Here is a 13,043-nt window from a genome sequence, read left to right on the forward strand (position 1 = left end):
CACGCCTGATGCTCTTATTTTTCCCTTATCCAAAAGTGGTTTTCATGAAAAAGACACTATCTATACTGATATTAAGCACGTTACCCGCCCTGGCATTAGCCGCCGGAAGCCATGGTGGAGGTCATGAGATGAAAGACGGCACCATGATGCAAGGTCATGATATGTCCAGCATGAACAAAGGTGACTCCGCCGTGGGACAACCTGGCGACGCCGCCAAGGTCACGCGTACGATCGAACTCGTCATGGACGACACCATGCGTTTTTCTCCAAGCCAGTTCAACGTCAAGCCTGGTGAGACGGTCCGTTTTTTCATGAAGAACAACGGCAAGATTCCTCATGAAATGGTGATCGGCTCCGTTGCAGAACTCAAAGAGCATGCCGCCATGATGCAAAAAATGCCGGGGATGAAACATGCTGAGCCCAATATGATCACGGTCAATCCTGGCCAAAAAGGCGGGATTGTCTGGCAGTTTCCCCAGACCGGAACCGTTGACTTTGCCTGCCTTCTTCCTGGGCACATGGAAGCGGGCATGATCGGTAAGGTAAAAGTCGGATAATGCGTCATAAAGGCGGCGCCTTATGGCCGGATCATCCATCCACCTCGTGATGGATGATCCGGTGCAGTAGCTACGACGCGTTCCCCAGATTGGCAGCACTGCGGATGCAGTGCTGCCAATACTTATTTCTCCACACTAATCAGTAGTTGATCCAGCCACAGAAGGCGAACCACGCTCTCGCACTATCTAAATATTTTCTATATGACATGCATACGCTATTAAAAAGCCTGTTTCTCGTCTTCGGTTACCTTCTAATGAATACCGCCGTGGCTTCGGAAGTCAGACAGACTTCTATCATCGAAGGCCCCACTCACACGCTCGGCAAACACTCTCATAAAGCAACTCCTCGGCTCGAGAGCTTGCAAAAGATGTTTCTTAACACGCCACTGAGCGAACGCGCTCGTATCAATTCAGCCTTTGGCTACCGGCTACATCCCGTTTCGGGCAAGTGGGCAGGCCATCAAGGTCTTGATTACCCTGCCCCAAAAGGCACCCCCATCCGCGCAACGGCTCAGGGAAAAATCTCTTTCATTGGTGTTCAAAATGGATATGGCAAAGTGATTTTCATAGAACACGACAATAATTATTCCACTGTCTATGCGCATCAAAGTCGTTTTAAGAATGGTCTAAGGAAAGGGGCCAACATAGAAAAGGGACAAATCATTGGCTATGTCGGTTCAACCGGAACATCCAGTGGCCCTCATCTGCATTACGAACTGCGCGTCAACAATCAACCGATAGACCCCATCCAGGAAAAACGGCAACTTGCCTCCTATGTCCAAAGATGAGGCTACGTTGTGCCGCCCGAATAGCGGTAGCTGAAAATCACATAGATTGATCGTGCAACAAAGTGAGTGGGGATAATTCCAATGGCAATAGCGGTGAAAAAAACAGGCGTGATGATTGGTGTGCTTGGTGCCCTGGCGCTCGGAGCCGGCTTGTTTATGTATGAAGCCTTGATGGACTCAAGACCGGTATTTATTGATCCTTCCGATCAAGAACTCGTAGCCATCGGCAAAGACATCTACGCCAACAACTGCTTATCCTGCCATGGCGCGAAGCTGGAAGGCCAGCCTGACTGGCGGGTACGTCAAGCCAATGGTCGTTTGCCTGCGCCACCGCACGACGAAACGGGCCATACCTGGCATCATCCGGACGCCGTGTTGATTGACATCACTAAAAATGGCCTGGTGCCTGGCGTGACAGCCCCACCCGGATATGTGAGCGATATGCCGGCCTATAACAAATTACTGACCGATCACGACATTCGGGCTGTGCTCGCTTATATCAAGAGTTCTTGGCCCAAGCAGGCGTTAGTTGCTCAAAAAGAAATCACGCAGCAACGGCCACAGTAACTCATTAGGCGTGAAAGCCTTTTATTTTGCTTTACGCAACCGCAATGGATTGGTCACCACCGAGGCCGAGCTCAAGCTCATCGCCAGCGCAGCAAACATCGGCGAGAGCAACAGCCCCGTCCACGGATACAACACACCCGCCGCCAGTGGCACGCCCAAAGCGTTATACACGAAGGCAAATCCCAGGTTTTGCTCCATATTGGCGATGGTCGCGTCAGACAAATGGCGGGCAATCGAGATACCTCGCAAATCGCCTTTCACCAGCGTGACCTGGGCGCTATTCATGGCGACATCGGTGCCGGTACCCATGGCAATGCCCACATCAGCTTTGGCCAAGGCAGGGGCATCATTAATGCCATCCCCCGCCATCGCCACGATATGCCCTTGGTCTTGAAGCTTTGTGACAAGATCGAGCTTATCGGCTGGCTTTACCTCACCATGAAATTCATCGATACCCAGACGCTGCGCCACGGCTTGGGCCGTCGATACCCCATCTCCCGTGGCCATGATGACGCGAATTCCAGCGGCCTTCAGTTCATTCAAGGCTTCTTGTGTACTGGCTTTAATGGGGTCTGACACAGCAAGCAAGCCCAACAGGTCGCCATTCGCGGCCAGATACATGACGCTCGCGCCTTGCACACGCAGGCGATCTGCCTTTTCGCTCAGTCTCGCCACATCGACGCCTTCTTGCTGCATCAATGCGGTATTACCGAGCGCCAAACGCTTGCTCTCAACCTTTCCGCGAACGCCAATCCCGGAGCCGGATTCAAACTCATCTACCGTGGCCAGGGCAATGCCCTGCTCTCGCGCGGCATTAACGATAGCGTCGGCCAGCGGGTGCTCACTGCCTTGATCCAGGCTGGCAGCCAGGCGCAGCACCTCGTCGGCGCTAACGCCCTGGACGGGAACCGCTTGCTCAAACGTGGGCCGCCCTTCTGTCAAGGTGCCGGTCTTATCGACGATTAAGGCATCGACCTTGCGGAAGTTCTCGATGGCAGCGGCATCCCGGAACAAGACGCCGTGCGTCGCACCACGACCAGTGGCGACCATAATAGACATAGGAGTCGCGAGACCTAGCGCACACGGGCAGGCAATGATCAGCACGGCCACCGCATTGATCAGACCGTACACCCAGCTGGGCTGTGGCCCCCAGAACCCCCACACGAAAAACGTAATCACAGCGATAGCGACCACGGCCATGACAAAATAGCCCGCCACATGATCGGCCATGCGTTGCATAGGCGCTCGGGAACGCTGTGCTTGCGCCACAAGCTGCACGATTTGAGACAACACTGTAGCCGCGCCCACTTTTTCGGCGCGTATCACCAGTGCACCCGATGTATTCATCGTGGCGCCAATGACTTTATCGCCCACGCGTTTGCTGACGGGTAGCGGTTCGCCGGTCAGCATAGATTCGTCAATTGAACTCGCCCCCTCTTCCACCGCCCCATCCACCGGCACTTTTTCGCCCGGACGCACACGCAAGCGATCGCCTTCGTGAACGTGGGTCAGCGGCACATCTTCTTCGGTACCATCTGGCAGGATACGCCGCGCCGTCTTCGGGGCTAATCCCATTAGCGACTTGATGGCCGCCGAGGTTTGTGAGCGGGCTCTTAGCTCAAGGATTTGCCCGAAAAGCGTCAATGAAATGATGACCACAGCGGCTTCGAAGTACACCGCAATGCGTCCCATGGACTGGAACGTATCGGGAAACACTTCCGGTGTAACGGTCGCCACGACGCTATAGATGAAAGTCGCCGCAGTGCCCAGGCCGATGAGTGTCCACATATTGGGGCTGCGGTTGATGACCGATTGCACACCCCGCACAAAGAATGGCCAACCAGCCCAGAGCACCACTGGCAAGGAAAGCACCAACTCGATCCAGCTTTGAGCGGCCACGCCAAACCAGCCAAATTGGTGACCGAACATGGCCAACGTCGTGACGACTACCGTTAACGGCAAGGTCCACCAGAACCGGCGAGTGAAGTTCGCCAACTCGGGGTTATCGTCCTCTAGCGTGGGCATAAGCGGCTCTAGCCCCATACCGCATTTTGGACAGTTTCCGGGGTGATCTTGGCGAATCTCGGGATGCATCGGACAGGTGTAGATGGTACCCGGTGCGGCTGCCTGAGTTGGTTTTTTGCTCAGTTGGCTTTTAGAGAGATATTTGGCCGGGCCGGCACTGAATTTGGCTTGGCAGCCAGTGCTGCAGAAATAAAACAGCTGGCCGTCAAGCTCAAGATGGTGTGGCGATTGTTCGGTCACCGACATTCCGCACACTGGGTCCTTTAACGTCGAGACCGGGGACTCAGGCAATTTAGCGTGGTTCTCGCCAAGTGGCGTAGATCCGCCGCTTAAGTCACCGGGTTGGCCGTGATGAGTGTGTTTGTGATCATGTGCTGTCATGACGTAGCCGCTTTCCCATTTGGTATTGGGCTACGCTGACCGCTATCACCACCCTGAAACAGCGTAGAGCCCTAGATCGCACCGGATGGCAGGTGTATTGATCATGTCACACTTTACTGTTCGCGAAACTGACAATTTGCGGTCAATTTCATTACATTTTTGTCATGAATAATGACGACAATAGCTAATCGACGGATCGCATTTTAGTAGACATCTATAAATTAAAGATACACATGCACCAAAACAATGAACCATCGTATACGAGGCATTAAGCGCCCGTATAAAAGCTTTGAATGTATGCTTTTTCTCTAGCGGTCAGTGCCTTTAATTCCTGCTGAACCTGTGCTCGTGACTTCATTGGCTCAGCGTTGATTTGAGGCCAAATACCTGTCGCTTCTCCTTGACGTGTAGCCCAAGTAGGGTCTGCCTTGGCTTGCTCAAGCTCCTGGAGCACCTGCGTTCGACTCTTCATGTTGGACCAATCCTGCACTTCGGTACCGCCCTGCTCACTATTATCGGGAATCCAATAAGCAAAACTGGTGGCGGGAACCGCTAATGCAGCGGCTAGCAAGGCGAAAAGAGTTTTTGAACGAAATGACATAGTAGGTTCCATTGAGAGTCGTTGCCGCGAAGCGCTGTCATACTGCGCGATCGCTCTGCCAGTTCTTTCTGGTCAGGACTCCACTTTAGCGAGCAGCGCCCAACAGTCCGATGACGCTGGTATGACGAATACGTCATTATTTGGTCTACCTTTGTAATGTAGGCCGCATCGAGGTAATGACCCGGTAACAGCACAGAAATTGCTGACGAACAAGGTTCGAGCAGTAAGTGCGGACTGAAACCCGTGCGTTATTGCTTCAAGATTCCTATTATCGCCCAACCTATCGATTACTTTCTTATTGTCTGGTTTGCTCTAGCGACTATATCCACAGCCTGCGTTGCGTGGGATCCGTTTCACCATAATCCCGAGCCGGTGGTAATGAAGTGGAGCTTCGTGTTGGTGATCTCTATATGGGGCCGATCGGCTTGCTGCTGTATGTAATAGCCGATGAAGAGCCCAGGTCAGGCGCGCATGAGCAATTCATCAAGCCACTGTGGAAACAAAGCGCATGCTCAACCATCCACTGCGTGGCAGGCGACGCCACTGGCACTATCCTGACGGCGGCGACCACGGCAGCGCTGGGGCTACCGATGTGGTTGGATCGCATTGTTGACTATTTAGCGGGGGGCGCGTTTGGTCTTTTCATCTTCCAGTCTCTTTTTATGGAAAGCATGATTGGCGGCAGCTACTGGGATAGTGTCAAAAAGTCCTTCATCCCGGAATTTATTAGTATGAATGCCATGATGGCAGGCATAGCGCCCACCATGAGGCTGCTAATAACTGCACGCAACATGCGGGCGATGGAGCCGGTCTAACTGCTGTTTTGGGGCGTCATGTCAGTTGGTATCATTGCTGGTTTTGCCGTAACTTACCCCGTCAATGGCTGGAGGGTAGCCAGGCAGATGAAACACGGCTTGAAGACCGAACGCCCAGACGAAACAAAACAGACAAAAAAACAACCACTCAAGTAACGGCCATACATCAGTAAAGCCCTCTGCGGAGGGACATCATGCCATGCAACCTAATGTCACGCACACGCAATTAGCCGCTGTTACCATGGCCACTGACTTAATGCCATTGAGAGGCATGACTTTTCCGGCACTGTTTGTAAACATGCGCCTCTCAGCTCGCGACGTGGGTGGAGCGATTATGTCGCCCGGCATGATCATGGGGTGGGACACGCCTGTTGCGCCACTGTCCATTCAATTGACTGGGAAGCGCTCATGATCGGCCTCTGACGGCTCGCAGCAGCCGCGTCACAGACAGGACAAACAAGCCGGTCAGCATGAGGGCTGCAATACCCCAATGCTCTCCAATGAACGCGCCAGCCGTCGTGCCGGCCAGCACAATGGCGAGAATCGGCAAATAGCAGGGACAGGTCAGCACGGCCAGCACGCCCCACAGGTAGCCGGTGATCGGTTTGTGCGTCTCAGACGGCAAGCGCTCGGGGCTGTTCATGGCAAACTCTCCGCGTGCAGTGCTGGCTCGGTTGGCATGGCTGCTAATTGCATTTCCAAGCTGGCCAACGCCTCGCGCCGACGTTCGACGAGCTGACGCAGCACCGCAAGCTGTGCAGATGAGCCATAGCCGCCCGTGGTGCACGCGACCGGCCGCAGCAATCCGCGCAGCAGATAGTCGCGCACGATATACACGCTCACCCCCGCATCAAGGGTCAGCCGGGACACTGTGTAGGCGCTCATTGAGCACCTCCTTTTCCTCATCCGGCGCAGCAGGACAGTTGCTTCACGTCCTTGCTAAAGGTCTGTGCCGCGAGCTTCAGCCCCTCGACCATCGTCAGATAGGGGAACAACTGGTCGGCCAGTTCCTGCACTGTCATGCGGTTGTGAATTGCCAAGGCCGCCGTCTGGATCAGCTCGCCCGCTTCCGGTGCCACTACCTGCACGCCGATCAAGCGCCCGCTGCCGGCATCGGCCACCAGCTTGATGAAGCCCAGCGTGTCGAAGTTGGCGAGCGCACGCGGCACGTTGTCCAGCGTGAGCAACCGGCTGTCGGTCTCGATCCCGTCGTGATGCGCTTCCGCTTCGCTGTAGCCCACGGTCGCCACTTGCGGATCGGTGAACACCACGGCCGGCATCGCGGTCAGATCGAGGGCCGCGTCGCCGCCAGTCATGTTAATCGCGGCACGGGTGCCGGCCGCTGCCGCCACATAGACGAATTGGGGCTGGTCGGTGCAGTCGCCAGCCGCGTAGATGTTCGGGTTGCTCGTGCGCATGCCCTGGTCGACGACGATGGCCCCTTGGGCATTGACAGCGACACCCGCCGCTTCCAATTCCAGGCTGCGCGTGTTCGGCGTCCGTCCGGTAGCGACCAGCAGCTTGTCGGCGAGTATTTCACCGAACCCCGTGGTCAACACGAATTCGCCGTCAACATGGGCGACCCGGCTGGCTTGCGTGTGTTCCAGCACCTGAATTCCTTCGGTACGGAAGGCGGCTGTGACCGCCTCGCCAATGGCAGGGTCTTCGCGGAAGAACAGCGTGTTGCGTGCCAAGATCGTGACCTGGCTACCCAGCCGGGCGAAAGCCTGCGCCAATTCCAGCGCCACCACCGAGGATCCGATTACGGCCAGACGTTCGGGAACGGTGTCGCTGATCAGGGCTTCGGTCGAAGTCCAGTAGGGTGACTCTTTCAAGACCGGAATCGGCGGCACTGCCGGGCTGGCACCCGCGGCGACCAGGCAGCGGTCGAACGCCACTACACGCTCGCCACCACCGTTCAAACGGACGACTAGGCGCTGGTCGTCCTTGAAACGCGCTTCACCGTGCAGAACGGTGATGGCCGGATTGCCGTCCAGGATGTCTTCATACTTGGCGTGGCGCAGCTCATCGACGCGGGCCTGCTGCTGGGCCAGTAGTTTGCTACGATCAATCGCAGGCACAGTAGCCGCGATACCGCCATCGAACGGGCTTTCGCAGCGCAGATGGGCAATCTGGGCAGCGCGGATCATGATTTTGGACGGCACACAGCCGATATTGACGCAGGTGCCGCCGATGGTGCCGCGCTCGATCAGCGTGACGTGCGCGCCTTGCTCGACGGCCTTCAGTGCTGCCGCCATCGCGGCTCCACCGCTGCCAATGACGGCAATGTGTAAACCGGCCCCCTCAAGAGCATCACGACTTTTCGTATCACTTTTGAAATCGCCAACGCGGATCGAACCTTGATAACCCAATGCCGCGATAGCGGCCAGAATTTGGTCATGGCTCACGGCCACGGCAGCGTCTACCGAGACCCGCGCGCGGCTTTCGGGATAGGACACCACAGCGCCATTCACGCCGGGAATTTTTTCCAAAGCAACTTTGACATCGGTGGCACAGGATATACAGGTCATACCATTCACGGTGATTTCAGTCATTTTTTTTCCAGTAGATTGAGGGGTGCAACAGGCATCGACTTGGTGTTTTCACTGGATATCGTAGATGGTTAAACCAATGAAAATCGTCAGCGCAGGCAGCAGCACACTGTTCAGATAGTCGGTGAGAGCGAACAAACCGACCACCCCGAGCAAAATGACCAGTACGGGTGTGAAACAACATAGCGCCACGAAAACCGTACCAATGACATTGACCCACAGCAGTGTCTTCGGGGCTTTCATGATTAGTTCTTGACTGAAGATGGATAGCCCGCGTCTCCGGTTGCCTTGGTCAGCTTCTGCACGCTGGTCTTGGCATCATCGAACGTGACAACCGCTTCGCGTGTCTCGAAGGTCACGTCAACTTTGCTGACGCCTTCGACCTTGGAAATCGCCTTCTTGACGGTAATCGGGCAGGTCGAGCAAAGCATGCCGGGTACAGAGAGTGTGACGGTCTGGGTGACCGCCCACACAGGAGCAACAACGGCAGCGAGTGCGAAGGAGGCAAACAGTTTTTTCATGGTAGACCTCTCTGATTAGTAGAAAAACGGCACGACATAGGGAAATCCGAGCGCGACCAGAACCAGCGCGGCTACGACCCAGAAAATGAGCTTGTAAGTAGCTCGCACTTGCGGAATCGTGCACACCTCGCCCGGCTTGCAGGCGGCTGTCTGCCGGTAGATGCGCCGCCAGGCGACGAAAAGCGCCACCAGCGCCACGCCGATAAAGATCGGGCGATAGGGTTCCAGCACCGTCAGGTTGCCGATCCATGCTCCGCTGAAGCCCAAGGCGATCAGAACCAACGGCCCGAGGCAGCAGGCTGACGCAAGAATGGCGGCTAGCCCTCCGGTGAAGAGCGCGCCGCGCCCGCTTTGTGGTGGAAACATGCGCTTGTCCTTTCAAATTTGTATTCGATAGCTTAAGCTTACTTCCGTAGTTATGTACGGAGTCAAGAGATATGCGAACTAATTTTAAGAATGTGACTATTGGCGTTTTTGCCAAGGCGGCCGGAGTCAATGTGGAGACCATCCGGTTCTACCAGCGCAAGGGCTTGCTGTCGGAGCCAGACAAGCCCTATGGCAGCATTCGCCGCTATGGCGAGGCGGATGTAACACGGGTGCGCTTTGTGAAATCGGCCCAGCGGCTGGGCTTTAGCCTGGATGAAATCGCCGAGCTCCTACGGCTAGATGACGGAACACATTGCGAGGAAGCGAGCGGCCTGGCCGAGCACAAGCTCAAGGATGTGCGCGAAAAGATGGCCGATTTGGCGCGCATGGAGGCCGTTCTGTCTGAACTGGTGTGCGCCTGCCATTCACGGAAGGGAAACGTTACCTGCCCGCTGATTGCGTCACTGCAAGACGGGGCGAACCTCGCGGTGTCGGTGCAGAGTGGTCATGGGTTGACTACGCAGCCTGCTTTATTTTCCGAATTCTGAGACACCCCAAATAGAAACTGCAATTGAACGACCATCTCCATGTCGAAGGCCGTCGGCATCAGTTAACGCCATGACACTTGCTGGCAAGTACCGTACCGCCAACATTGGCTAACTTTCCCGGGAATGATCATGCACATTCAACCGAAAATAACACGACGTGCGAGCACCCGGGCGATACATCGCCTGTTGCCGTTGCTGCTGGGAGCGAGCATGGCAGCCATCTCGTTTTCAGCGCCAGCTCAAACGCCAGCCACTCAACCAAACCAGCCTGTGACAGATTCGGAGGCGGCCAAGAGCGGCATGCTCATGGATATGCGGGACTCCATGACGGAAATGCGCAAAAGCATGGATGCTATGAAGCCCTCAGGTGATATTGACTATAACTTTGCCGCCATGATACGGGCTCACCACCAGGGCGCTGTAGACATGGCCGAGCTAAAGCTGAAAAAAGGATAAGATTCCGAGATGAAACAGATGGCCAAAGAAATCATCGCAGCCCAGAAAAAAAATCGCGAAGTTCGGTGAATGGTTCGCAGCGCATCCAAAGCCATCGAAATAGCTTACTTGACAGGTCTTTGGGTCGAACTCAAGTCTCGTTATTGAGGCGAGGACAGCACTTCAAGCTTGTCGGCATACTTAATCATAATGTCGCCCATGGCGCGCATCATCTCGCCATGCATCTGCAGAACAGCGACGGCACCGACTATAACGACGCCGTCCACCCCGATGATCAACTTCTTCTGTGACATTTCAATGCAATAGGTCAGCTGACTTTCACCTTGCCAACCATTCCTGCTTCCATGTGGCCTGGAAGCAGGCAGGCAAAATCGACAGTACCCGCTTGGTCGAACTGCCACACCAAGCCACCTATCTTACCCGGGGCCAATGTGATCATATTCGGCTCGGCATGCTGCATCCCCGGCATTTTTTGCATTTCGGCCGCATGAGCCTTCAGATCGGCAATGGACCCGATTACCATTTCATGAGGAATTTTTCCGGTGTTTTTGATAAAGAAACGAACGGTCTCGCCAGCGCTCACCTGGATTTCATCAGGCGTAAACCGCATGGTGTCGTCCATCGTCAGCTCAATCGTACGTGTCACTTTGGATGCATCGCCCGGCTGACCAGTTGCCGAAGGCGCATTCGACATCGTGGACATATCGTGGCCAGGCATGCCGTGCGTCGGCGCACCATGTCCCCCAGCATGGTTCCCCGCAGCCAATGCGAGGACTGGAAGCGCACTCAAAGCCAGAACAGAAAGGGTCTTTTTCATCATGAATACTCTCCTAGAGTTTGTTTAGGTAGGCAGCCATTTCAAGCTGCCGCAGTAAAAAACAGTATCGAAATCGAAAACTCAAGCCGGCCACAAAACAGGTTTCCTATTTCATAACCTCAAGTTAGTCGCTTTAACGGCAACAGCTTTGAGCAATCAATCGCACTTTAACGAAGTACAACTGCCGATCCGCAGACTTGTAGATTACAATTTAGTAATGTCATCGCCTGTTTTAGTCGGCGGTTTATTTGAGTTACCATGAACCTTCTCCATATTTAGTCTGCGGTTCGTTTATGACAGTGTTTCAAAACGGCACGATCTATAACAGCCTGCTGGATGTTTAACTCGATGAGAGCAGTGCCCCCATGCACTCAGTCGCTTTTGCGCAGGTAACCGTTCATAAACATATTTGTTTCATGCGCGCGGTTCAGGCAGTTGGCGTTCAGTCAGGGCGCACAATCCAAGTACTCTTCCTGGACGAAGCTTTGCCTCGTAGGTACACTTCCTGCGTAGACGAGACGAAAGAACCAATCGAGAACTCCTGAACAGCCTTCTGTCGTGCCCGCAAGCCCATGGAAACTAGATCCGTGGGGCTCTCCAACACCTTTGTTAGAACCGAAGCTATCGCCTGCGGATCTTGGATTGGCACAATCCAACCATCATGTCCATTGTCGACGTTCTCTGGTAAGCCGCCCGCATCACTTACGATCACAGGTATACCCATAGCCATCATTTCTCGGCATGCAAACGAAATAGTCTCTATTTTCGATGACACAACAAACCCGACGTCCAACGCTGCCAAGAATGAACGAACATCATCCAAAAGTCCTGTAAAAACCACACTATTGCGCATGTTTAGTGCCTCGACTCTGGCGCGCTGAGCATCTGATGGAAGGACGCCGGCAATCAAGACGACGACTTGACTTCGCAGCACAGCAGGAAGAAGAGAGACGGCTTCGACCATATCCGGCCAATTCTTGTACTCCGCGGTCCCCGCATTGCTACCTACGACTAACCGCCCCGCCAAGTGAGTCGGAATCCAGCAACATTTCGCAGTCATTCGCTCCTCTCGCGATGGGGGAACAAACCTGTCTAAGTCAACACCATTTCGGATTACGTGCAGGCGGCACCCGCTGAAGTATGATTCGACCAACTTTTTCCGCGTATGGTCGCAGACGCAAATCACATGATCCGTAGCAAGCTTTGCACGAGCTAGTGCTCCGAGGCTTCGAGACAGGCGGTCACTATGTTGGGAATACACGAGCACTGGGCGCCAAGCGCCTGATCCCGCCACCGCGAACATACAAGCACGATGATCTGCAGCACCGTTAACATGGATAATGTCAAATTGCTCACGTCGCAAGAATGCTCTCAGGCGCCGAAGGCCCAGCAGCGTTTTTAGCAATCCTCCTTTGAATTCGTGTGGCATGGTCCGAACGCCTGGCAGAGCCACAGCTGATTCGAAAAGACGGCTCCCTCTGGGCGCTGCAATGACGATCTCGTGCGCACCGCTGAGTTCCCGCGCAAGGGAGAGAATGTAAGTGGTGTGTCCTCCACCGTCACCTCGATGAAAGTTGGTATAGAGAATCTTCATAATGACAGCGGTGTAGTGAAACAAGATATCTTTTTCATATTCGAAATGGTCGCTATCGCTTAGAAATGACTCAGCACATCACGAGATGTTTGCTAGAGTTTGAAATGCTTCTGACCCGGACTTTGGAATATCCACCTGTCTTCCTTTGCAGCCAACTTTCTACTTCGACGCCTTCGCGCATTCACGTAGAACTGCCGACTCGCTGTTTATCAACGCCAGAAAACAACCTAAGCCTTGACCAAGCTACGGCTGCTTAAGCGAAGCATCAGTCCAAAGTGCTGCGGAGATCAAAGCTTTCTTAGCGAAGCCGCAGCGGTGAGGCATGGCTGGCTCTTCGTCTGCAAGACGCGAATGGTAAGCGTACCGACGTGACAAACGTCAAACTCTAGGATTACATTTTTGCAATGCACATTAGAAGCGCGCCCATCCAGATAGGCAGCTTTGAAGACTGCAGA

At 54.5% G+C, this 13,043-nt stretch carries 17 protein-coding genes and 1 pseudogene; 7 read left to right on the plus strand and 11 right to left on the minus strand.

What is annotated here, in order from left to right; translation table 11 throughout:
* The first annotated feature begins 44 nt into the window (after nucleotides 1–44).
* The 3 genes from CR155_RS16875 to CR155_RS16885 all read left to right on the plus strand — a co-directional run bounded on the left by CR155_RS16875 (nucleotide 45) and on the right by CR155_RS16885 (nucleotide 1,912).
* Nucleotides 45–557 carry a cupredoxin domain-containing protein gene (locus CR155_RS16875; protein ID WP_199171802.1) on the plus strand — a complete coding sequence of 171 codons (513 nt, stop codon included), beginning with the start codon at nucleotides 45–47 and terminating at the stop codon, nucleotides 555–557.
* 254 nt (nucleotides 558–811) lie between these two features.
* Entirely contained in the window at nucleotides 812–1,345 is a 534-nt protein-coding gene (locus CR155_RS16880; RefSeq protein ID WP_233214382.1) for a M23 family metallopeptidase, read from the plus strand.
* An 81-nt stretch (nucleotides 1,346–1,426) separates the two neighbouring features.
* The gene (locus CR155_RS16885; protein ID WP_011633161.1) at nucleotides 1,427–1,912 is read left to right on the plus strand and encodes a c-type cytochrome; all 486 of its coding nucleotides are present in this window, start codon (nucleotides 1,427–1,429) and stop codon (nucleotides 1,910–1,912) included.
* A gap of 21 nt (nucleotides 1,913–1,933) precedes the next feature.
* Here CR155_RS16885 and CR155_RS16890 read toward each other — a convergent pair whose 3' ends face one another.
* A complete protein-coding gene (locus tag CR155_RS16890; RefSeq protein ID WP_199171803.1) occupies nucleotides 1,934–4,318 on the minus strand; it encodes a heavy metal translocating P-type ATPase in 2,385 nt (794 codons plus the stop codon).
* 268 nt (nucleotides 4,319–4,586) lie between these two features.
* On the minus strand, nucleotides 4,587–4,919 hold the full coding sequence (locus tag CR155_RS16895) for a DUF4148 domain-containing protein (RefSeq protein WP_158238291.1): 333 nt from the start codon (nucleotides 4,917–4,919) through the stop codon (nucleotides 4,587–4,589).
* Nucleotides 4,920–5,329: 410 nt separating this feature from the next.
* Between CR155_RS16895 and CR155_RS20915 the strand changes: the two are divergent.
* Together CR155_RS20915 and CR155_RS20925 are read left to right on the plus strand one after the other, a co-directional pair.
* A pseudogene (locus tag CR155_RS20915) lies at nucleotides 5,330–5,890 on the plus strand (DUF4396 domain-containing protein).
* A gap of 115 nt (nucleotides 5,891–6,005) precedes the next feature.
* The gene (locus CR155_RS20925; protein WP_199171805.1) at nucleotides 6,006–6,146 is read left to right on the plus strand and encodes a hypothetical protein; all 141 of its coding nucleotides are present in this window, start codon (nucleotides 6,006–6,008) and stop codon (nucleotides 6,144–6,146) included.
* On the opposite strand, the gene merE is transcribed toward CR155_RS20925, so the two are convergent.
* Genes merE through merT form a run of 6 tightly spaced genes read right to left on the minus strand, consistent with a single transcriptional unit; the run spans nucleotide 6,141 to nucleotide 9,173 of the window.
* A complete protein-coding gene (gene merE, locus CR155_RS16905) occupies nucleotides 6,141–6,377 on the minus strand; it encodes a broad-spectrum mercury transporter MerE (protein ID WP_011633163.1) in 237 nt (78 codons plus the stop codon). The two genes, CR155_RS20925 and merE, sit on opposite strands and share 6 nt — an antisense overlap.
* Nucleotides 6,374–6,619, minus strand: coding sequence for a MerR family transcriptional regulator (locus tag CR155_RS16910; RefSeq protein ID WP_011633164.1), 246 nt, complete (start codon nucleotides 6,617–6,619; stop codon nucleotides 6,374–6,376). Before CR155_RS16910 ends, merE begins: the two co-directional genes overlap by 4 nt.
* Nucleotides 6,620–6,636: 17 nt before the next feature.
* Nucleotides 6,637–8,289 (minus strand): mercury(II) reductase, encoded by a 1,653-nt coding sequence (gene merA / locus CR155_RS16915; RefSeq protein WP_102071201.1) that lies wholly within the window; start codon nucleotides 8,287–8,289, stop codon nucleotides 6,637–6,639.
* 48 nt (nucleotides 8,290–8,337) lie between these two features.
* A complete protein-coding gene (merF, locus tag CR155_RS16920; protein ID WP_102071202.1) occupies nucleotides 8,338–8,529 on the minus strand; it encodes a mercury resistance system transport protein MerF in 192 nt (63 codons plus the stop codon).
* Nucleotides 8,530–8,531: 2 nt separating this feature from the next.
* Nucleotides 8,532–8,807 carry a mercury resistance system periplasmic binding protein MerP gene (gene merP, locus CR155_RS16925; RefSeq protein WP_102071203.1) on the minus strand — a complete coding sequence of 92 codons (276 nt, stop codon included), beginning with the start codon at nucleotides 8,805–8,807 and terminating at the stop codon, nucleotides 8,532–8,534.
* 15 nt (nucleotides 8,808–8,822) lie between these two features.
* Nucleotides 8,823–9,173, minus strand: coding sequence for a mercuric ion transporter MerT (merT, locus tag CR155_RS16930; RefSeq protein WP_102071204.1), 351 nt, complete (start codon nucleotides 9,171–9,173; stop codon nucleotides 8,823–8,825).
* Nucleotides 9,174–9,244: 71 nt separating this feature from the next.
* Here merT and merR point away from each other — a divergent pair, with 71 nt between their 5' ends.
* On the plus strand, nucleotides 9,245–9,721 hold the full coding sequence (gene merR, locus CR155_RS16935) for a mercury resistance transcriptional regulator MerR (RefSeq protein WP_011633169.1): 477 nt from the start codon (nucleotides 9,245–9,247) through the stop codon (nucleotides 9,719–9,721).
* A 210-nt stretch (nucleotides 9,722–9,931) separates the two neighbouring features.
* Complete coding sequence (locus CR155_RS16940) at nucleotides 9,932–10,177, plus strand: DUF305 domain-containing protein (RefSeq protein ID WP_158238292.1); 246 nt, start codon at nucleotides 9,932–9,934, stop codon at nucleotides 10,175–10,177.
* A 140-nt stretch (nucleotides 10,178–10,317) separates the two neighbouring features.
* Here CR155_RS16940 and CR155_RS20835 read toward each other — a convergent pair whose 3' ends face one another.
* The 3 genes from CR155_RS20835 to CR155_RS21245 form a co-directional block, all read right to left on the minus strand.
* The gene (locus CR155_RS20835; protein WP_158238293.1) at nucleotides 10,318–10,470 is read right to left on the minus strand and encodes a hypothetical protein; all 153 of its coding nucleotides are present in this window, start codon (nucleotides 10,468–10,470) and stop codon (nucleotides 10,318–10,320) included.
* A gap of 14 nt (nucleotides 10,471–10,484) precedes the next feature.
* Nucleotides 10,485–10,997: a cupredoxin domain-containing protein gene (locus CR155_RS16945; RefSeq protein WP_102071206.1), complete on the minus strand. Its 513-nt coding sequence runs from the start codon at nucleotides 10,995–10,997 to the stop codon at nucleotides 10,485–10,487.
* A gap of 439 nt (nucleotides 10,998–11,436) precedes the next feature.
* A complete protein-coding gene (locus CR155_RS21245) occupies nucleotides 11,437–12,588 on the minus strand; it encodes a glycosyltransferase family 4 protein (RefSeq protein WP_102071207.1) in 1,152 nt (383 codons plus the stop codon).
* Nucleotides 12,589–13,043: the final 455 nt, after the last annotated feature.

Source organism: Pollutimonas nitritireducens, assembly GCF_002849615.1.
In the GTDB taxonomy this organism is placed as follows: domain Bacteria; phylum Pseudomonadota; class Gammaproteobacteria; order Burkholderiales; family Burkholderiaceae_B; genus Pollutimonas; species Pollutimonas nitritireducens.

Coding starts and splice junctions, on each gene's coding strand:
- CR155_RS16875 (WP_199171802.1), top strand. CDS start 45: ATGAAAAAGACACTATCTATACTGATATTAAGCACGTTACCCGCCCTG.
- CR155_RS16880 (WP_233214382.1), top strand. CDS start 812: ATGAATACCGCCGTGGCTTCGGAAGTCAGACAGACTTCTATCATCGAA.
- CR155_RS16885 (WP_011633161.1), top strand. CDS start 1,427: ATGGCAATAGCGGTGAAAAAAACAGGCGTGATGATTGGTGTGCTTGGT.
- CR155_RS16890 (WP_199171803.1), bottom strand. CDS start 4,318: ATGACAGCACATGATCACAAACACACTCATCACGGCCAACCCGGTGAC.
- CR155_RS16895 (WP_158238291.1), bottom strand. CDS start 4,919: ATGTCATTTCGTTCAAAAACTCTTTTCGCCTTGCTAGCCGCTGCATTA.
- CR155_RS20925 (WP_199171805.1), top strand. CDS start 6,006: ATGACTTTTCCGGCACTGTTTGTAAACATGCGCCTCTCAGCTCGCGAC.
- merE (WP_011633163.1), bottom strand. CDS start 6,377: ATGAACAGCCCCGAGCGCTTGCCGTCTGAGACGCACAAACCGATCACC.
- CR155_RS16910 (WP_011633164.1), bottom strand. CDS start 6,619: ATGAGCGCCTACACAGTGTCCCGGCTGACCCTTGATGCGGGGGTGAGC.
- merA (WP_102071201.1), bottom strand. CDS start 8,289: ATGACTGAAATCACCGTGAATGGTATGACCTGTATATCCTGTGCCACC.
- merF (WP_102071202.1), bottom strand. CDS start 8,529: ATGAAAGCCCCGAAGACACTGCTGTGGGTCAATGTCATTGGTACGGTT.
- merP (WP_102071203.1), bottom strand. CDS start 8,807: ATGAAAAAACTGTTTGCCTCCTTCGCACTCGCTGCCGTTGTTGCTCCT.
- merT (WP_102071204.1), bottom strand. CDS start 9,173: ATGTTTCCACCACAAAGCGGGCGCGGCGCGCTCTTCACCGGAGGGCTA.
- merR (WP_011633169.1), top strand. CDS start 9,245: ATGCGAACTAATTTTAAGAATGTGACTATTGGCGTTTTTGCCAAGGCG.
- CR155_RS16940 (WP_158238292.1), top strand. CDS start 9,932: ATGGCAGCCATCTCGTTTTCAGCGCCAGCTCAAACGCCAGCCACTCAA.
- CR155_RS20835 (WP_158238293.1), bottom strand. CDS start 10,470: ATGTCACAGAAGAAGTTGATCATCGGGGTGGACGGCGTCGTTATAGTC.
- CR155_RS16945 (WP_102071206.1), bottom strand. CDS start 10,997: ATGATGAAAAAGACCCTTTCTGTTCTGGCTTTGAGTGCGCTTCCAGTC.
- CR155_RS21245 (WP_102071207.1), bottom strand. CDS start 12,588: ATGAAGATTCTCTATACCAACTTTCATCGAGGTGACGGTGGAGGACAC.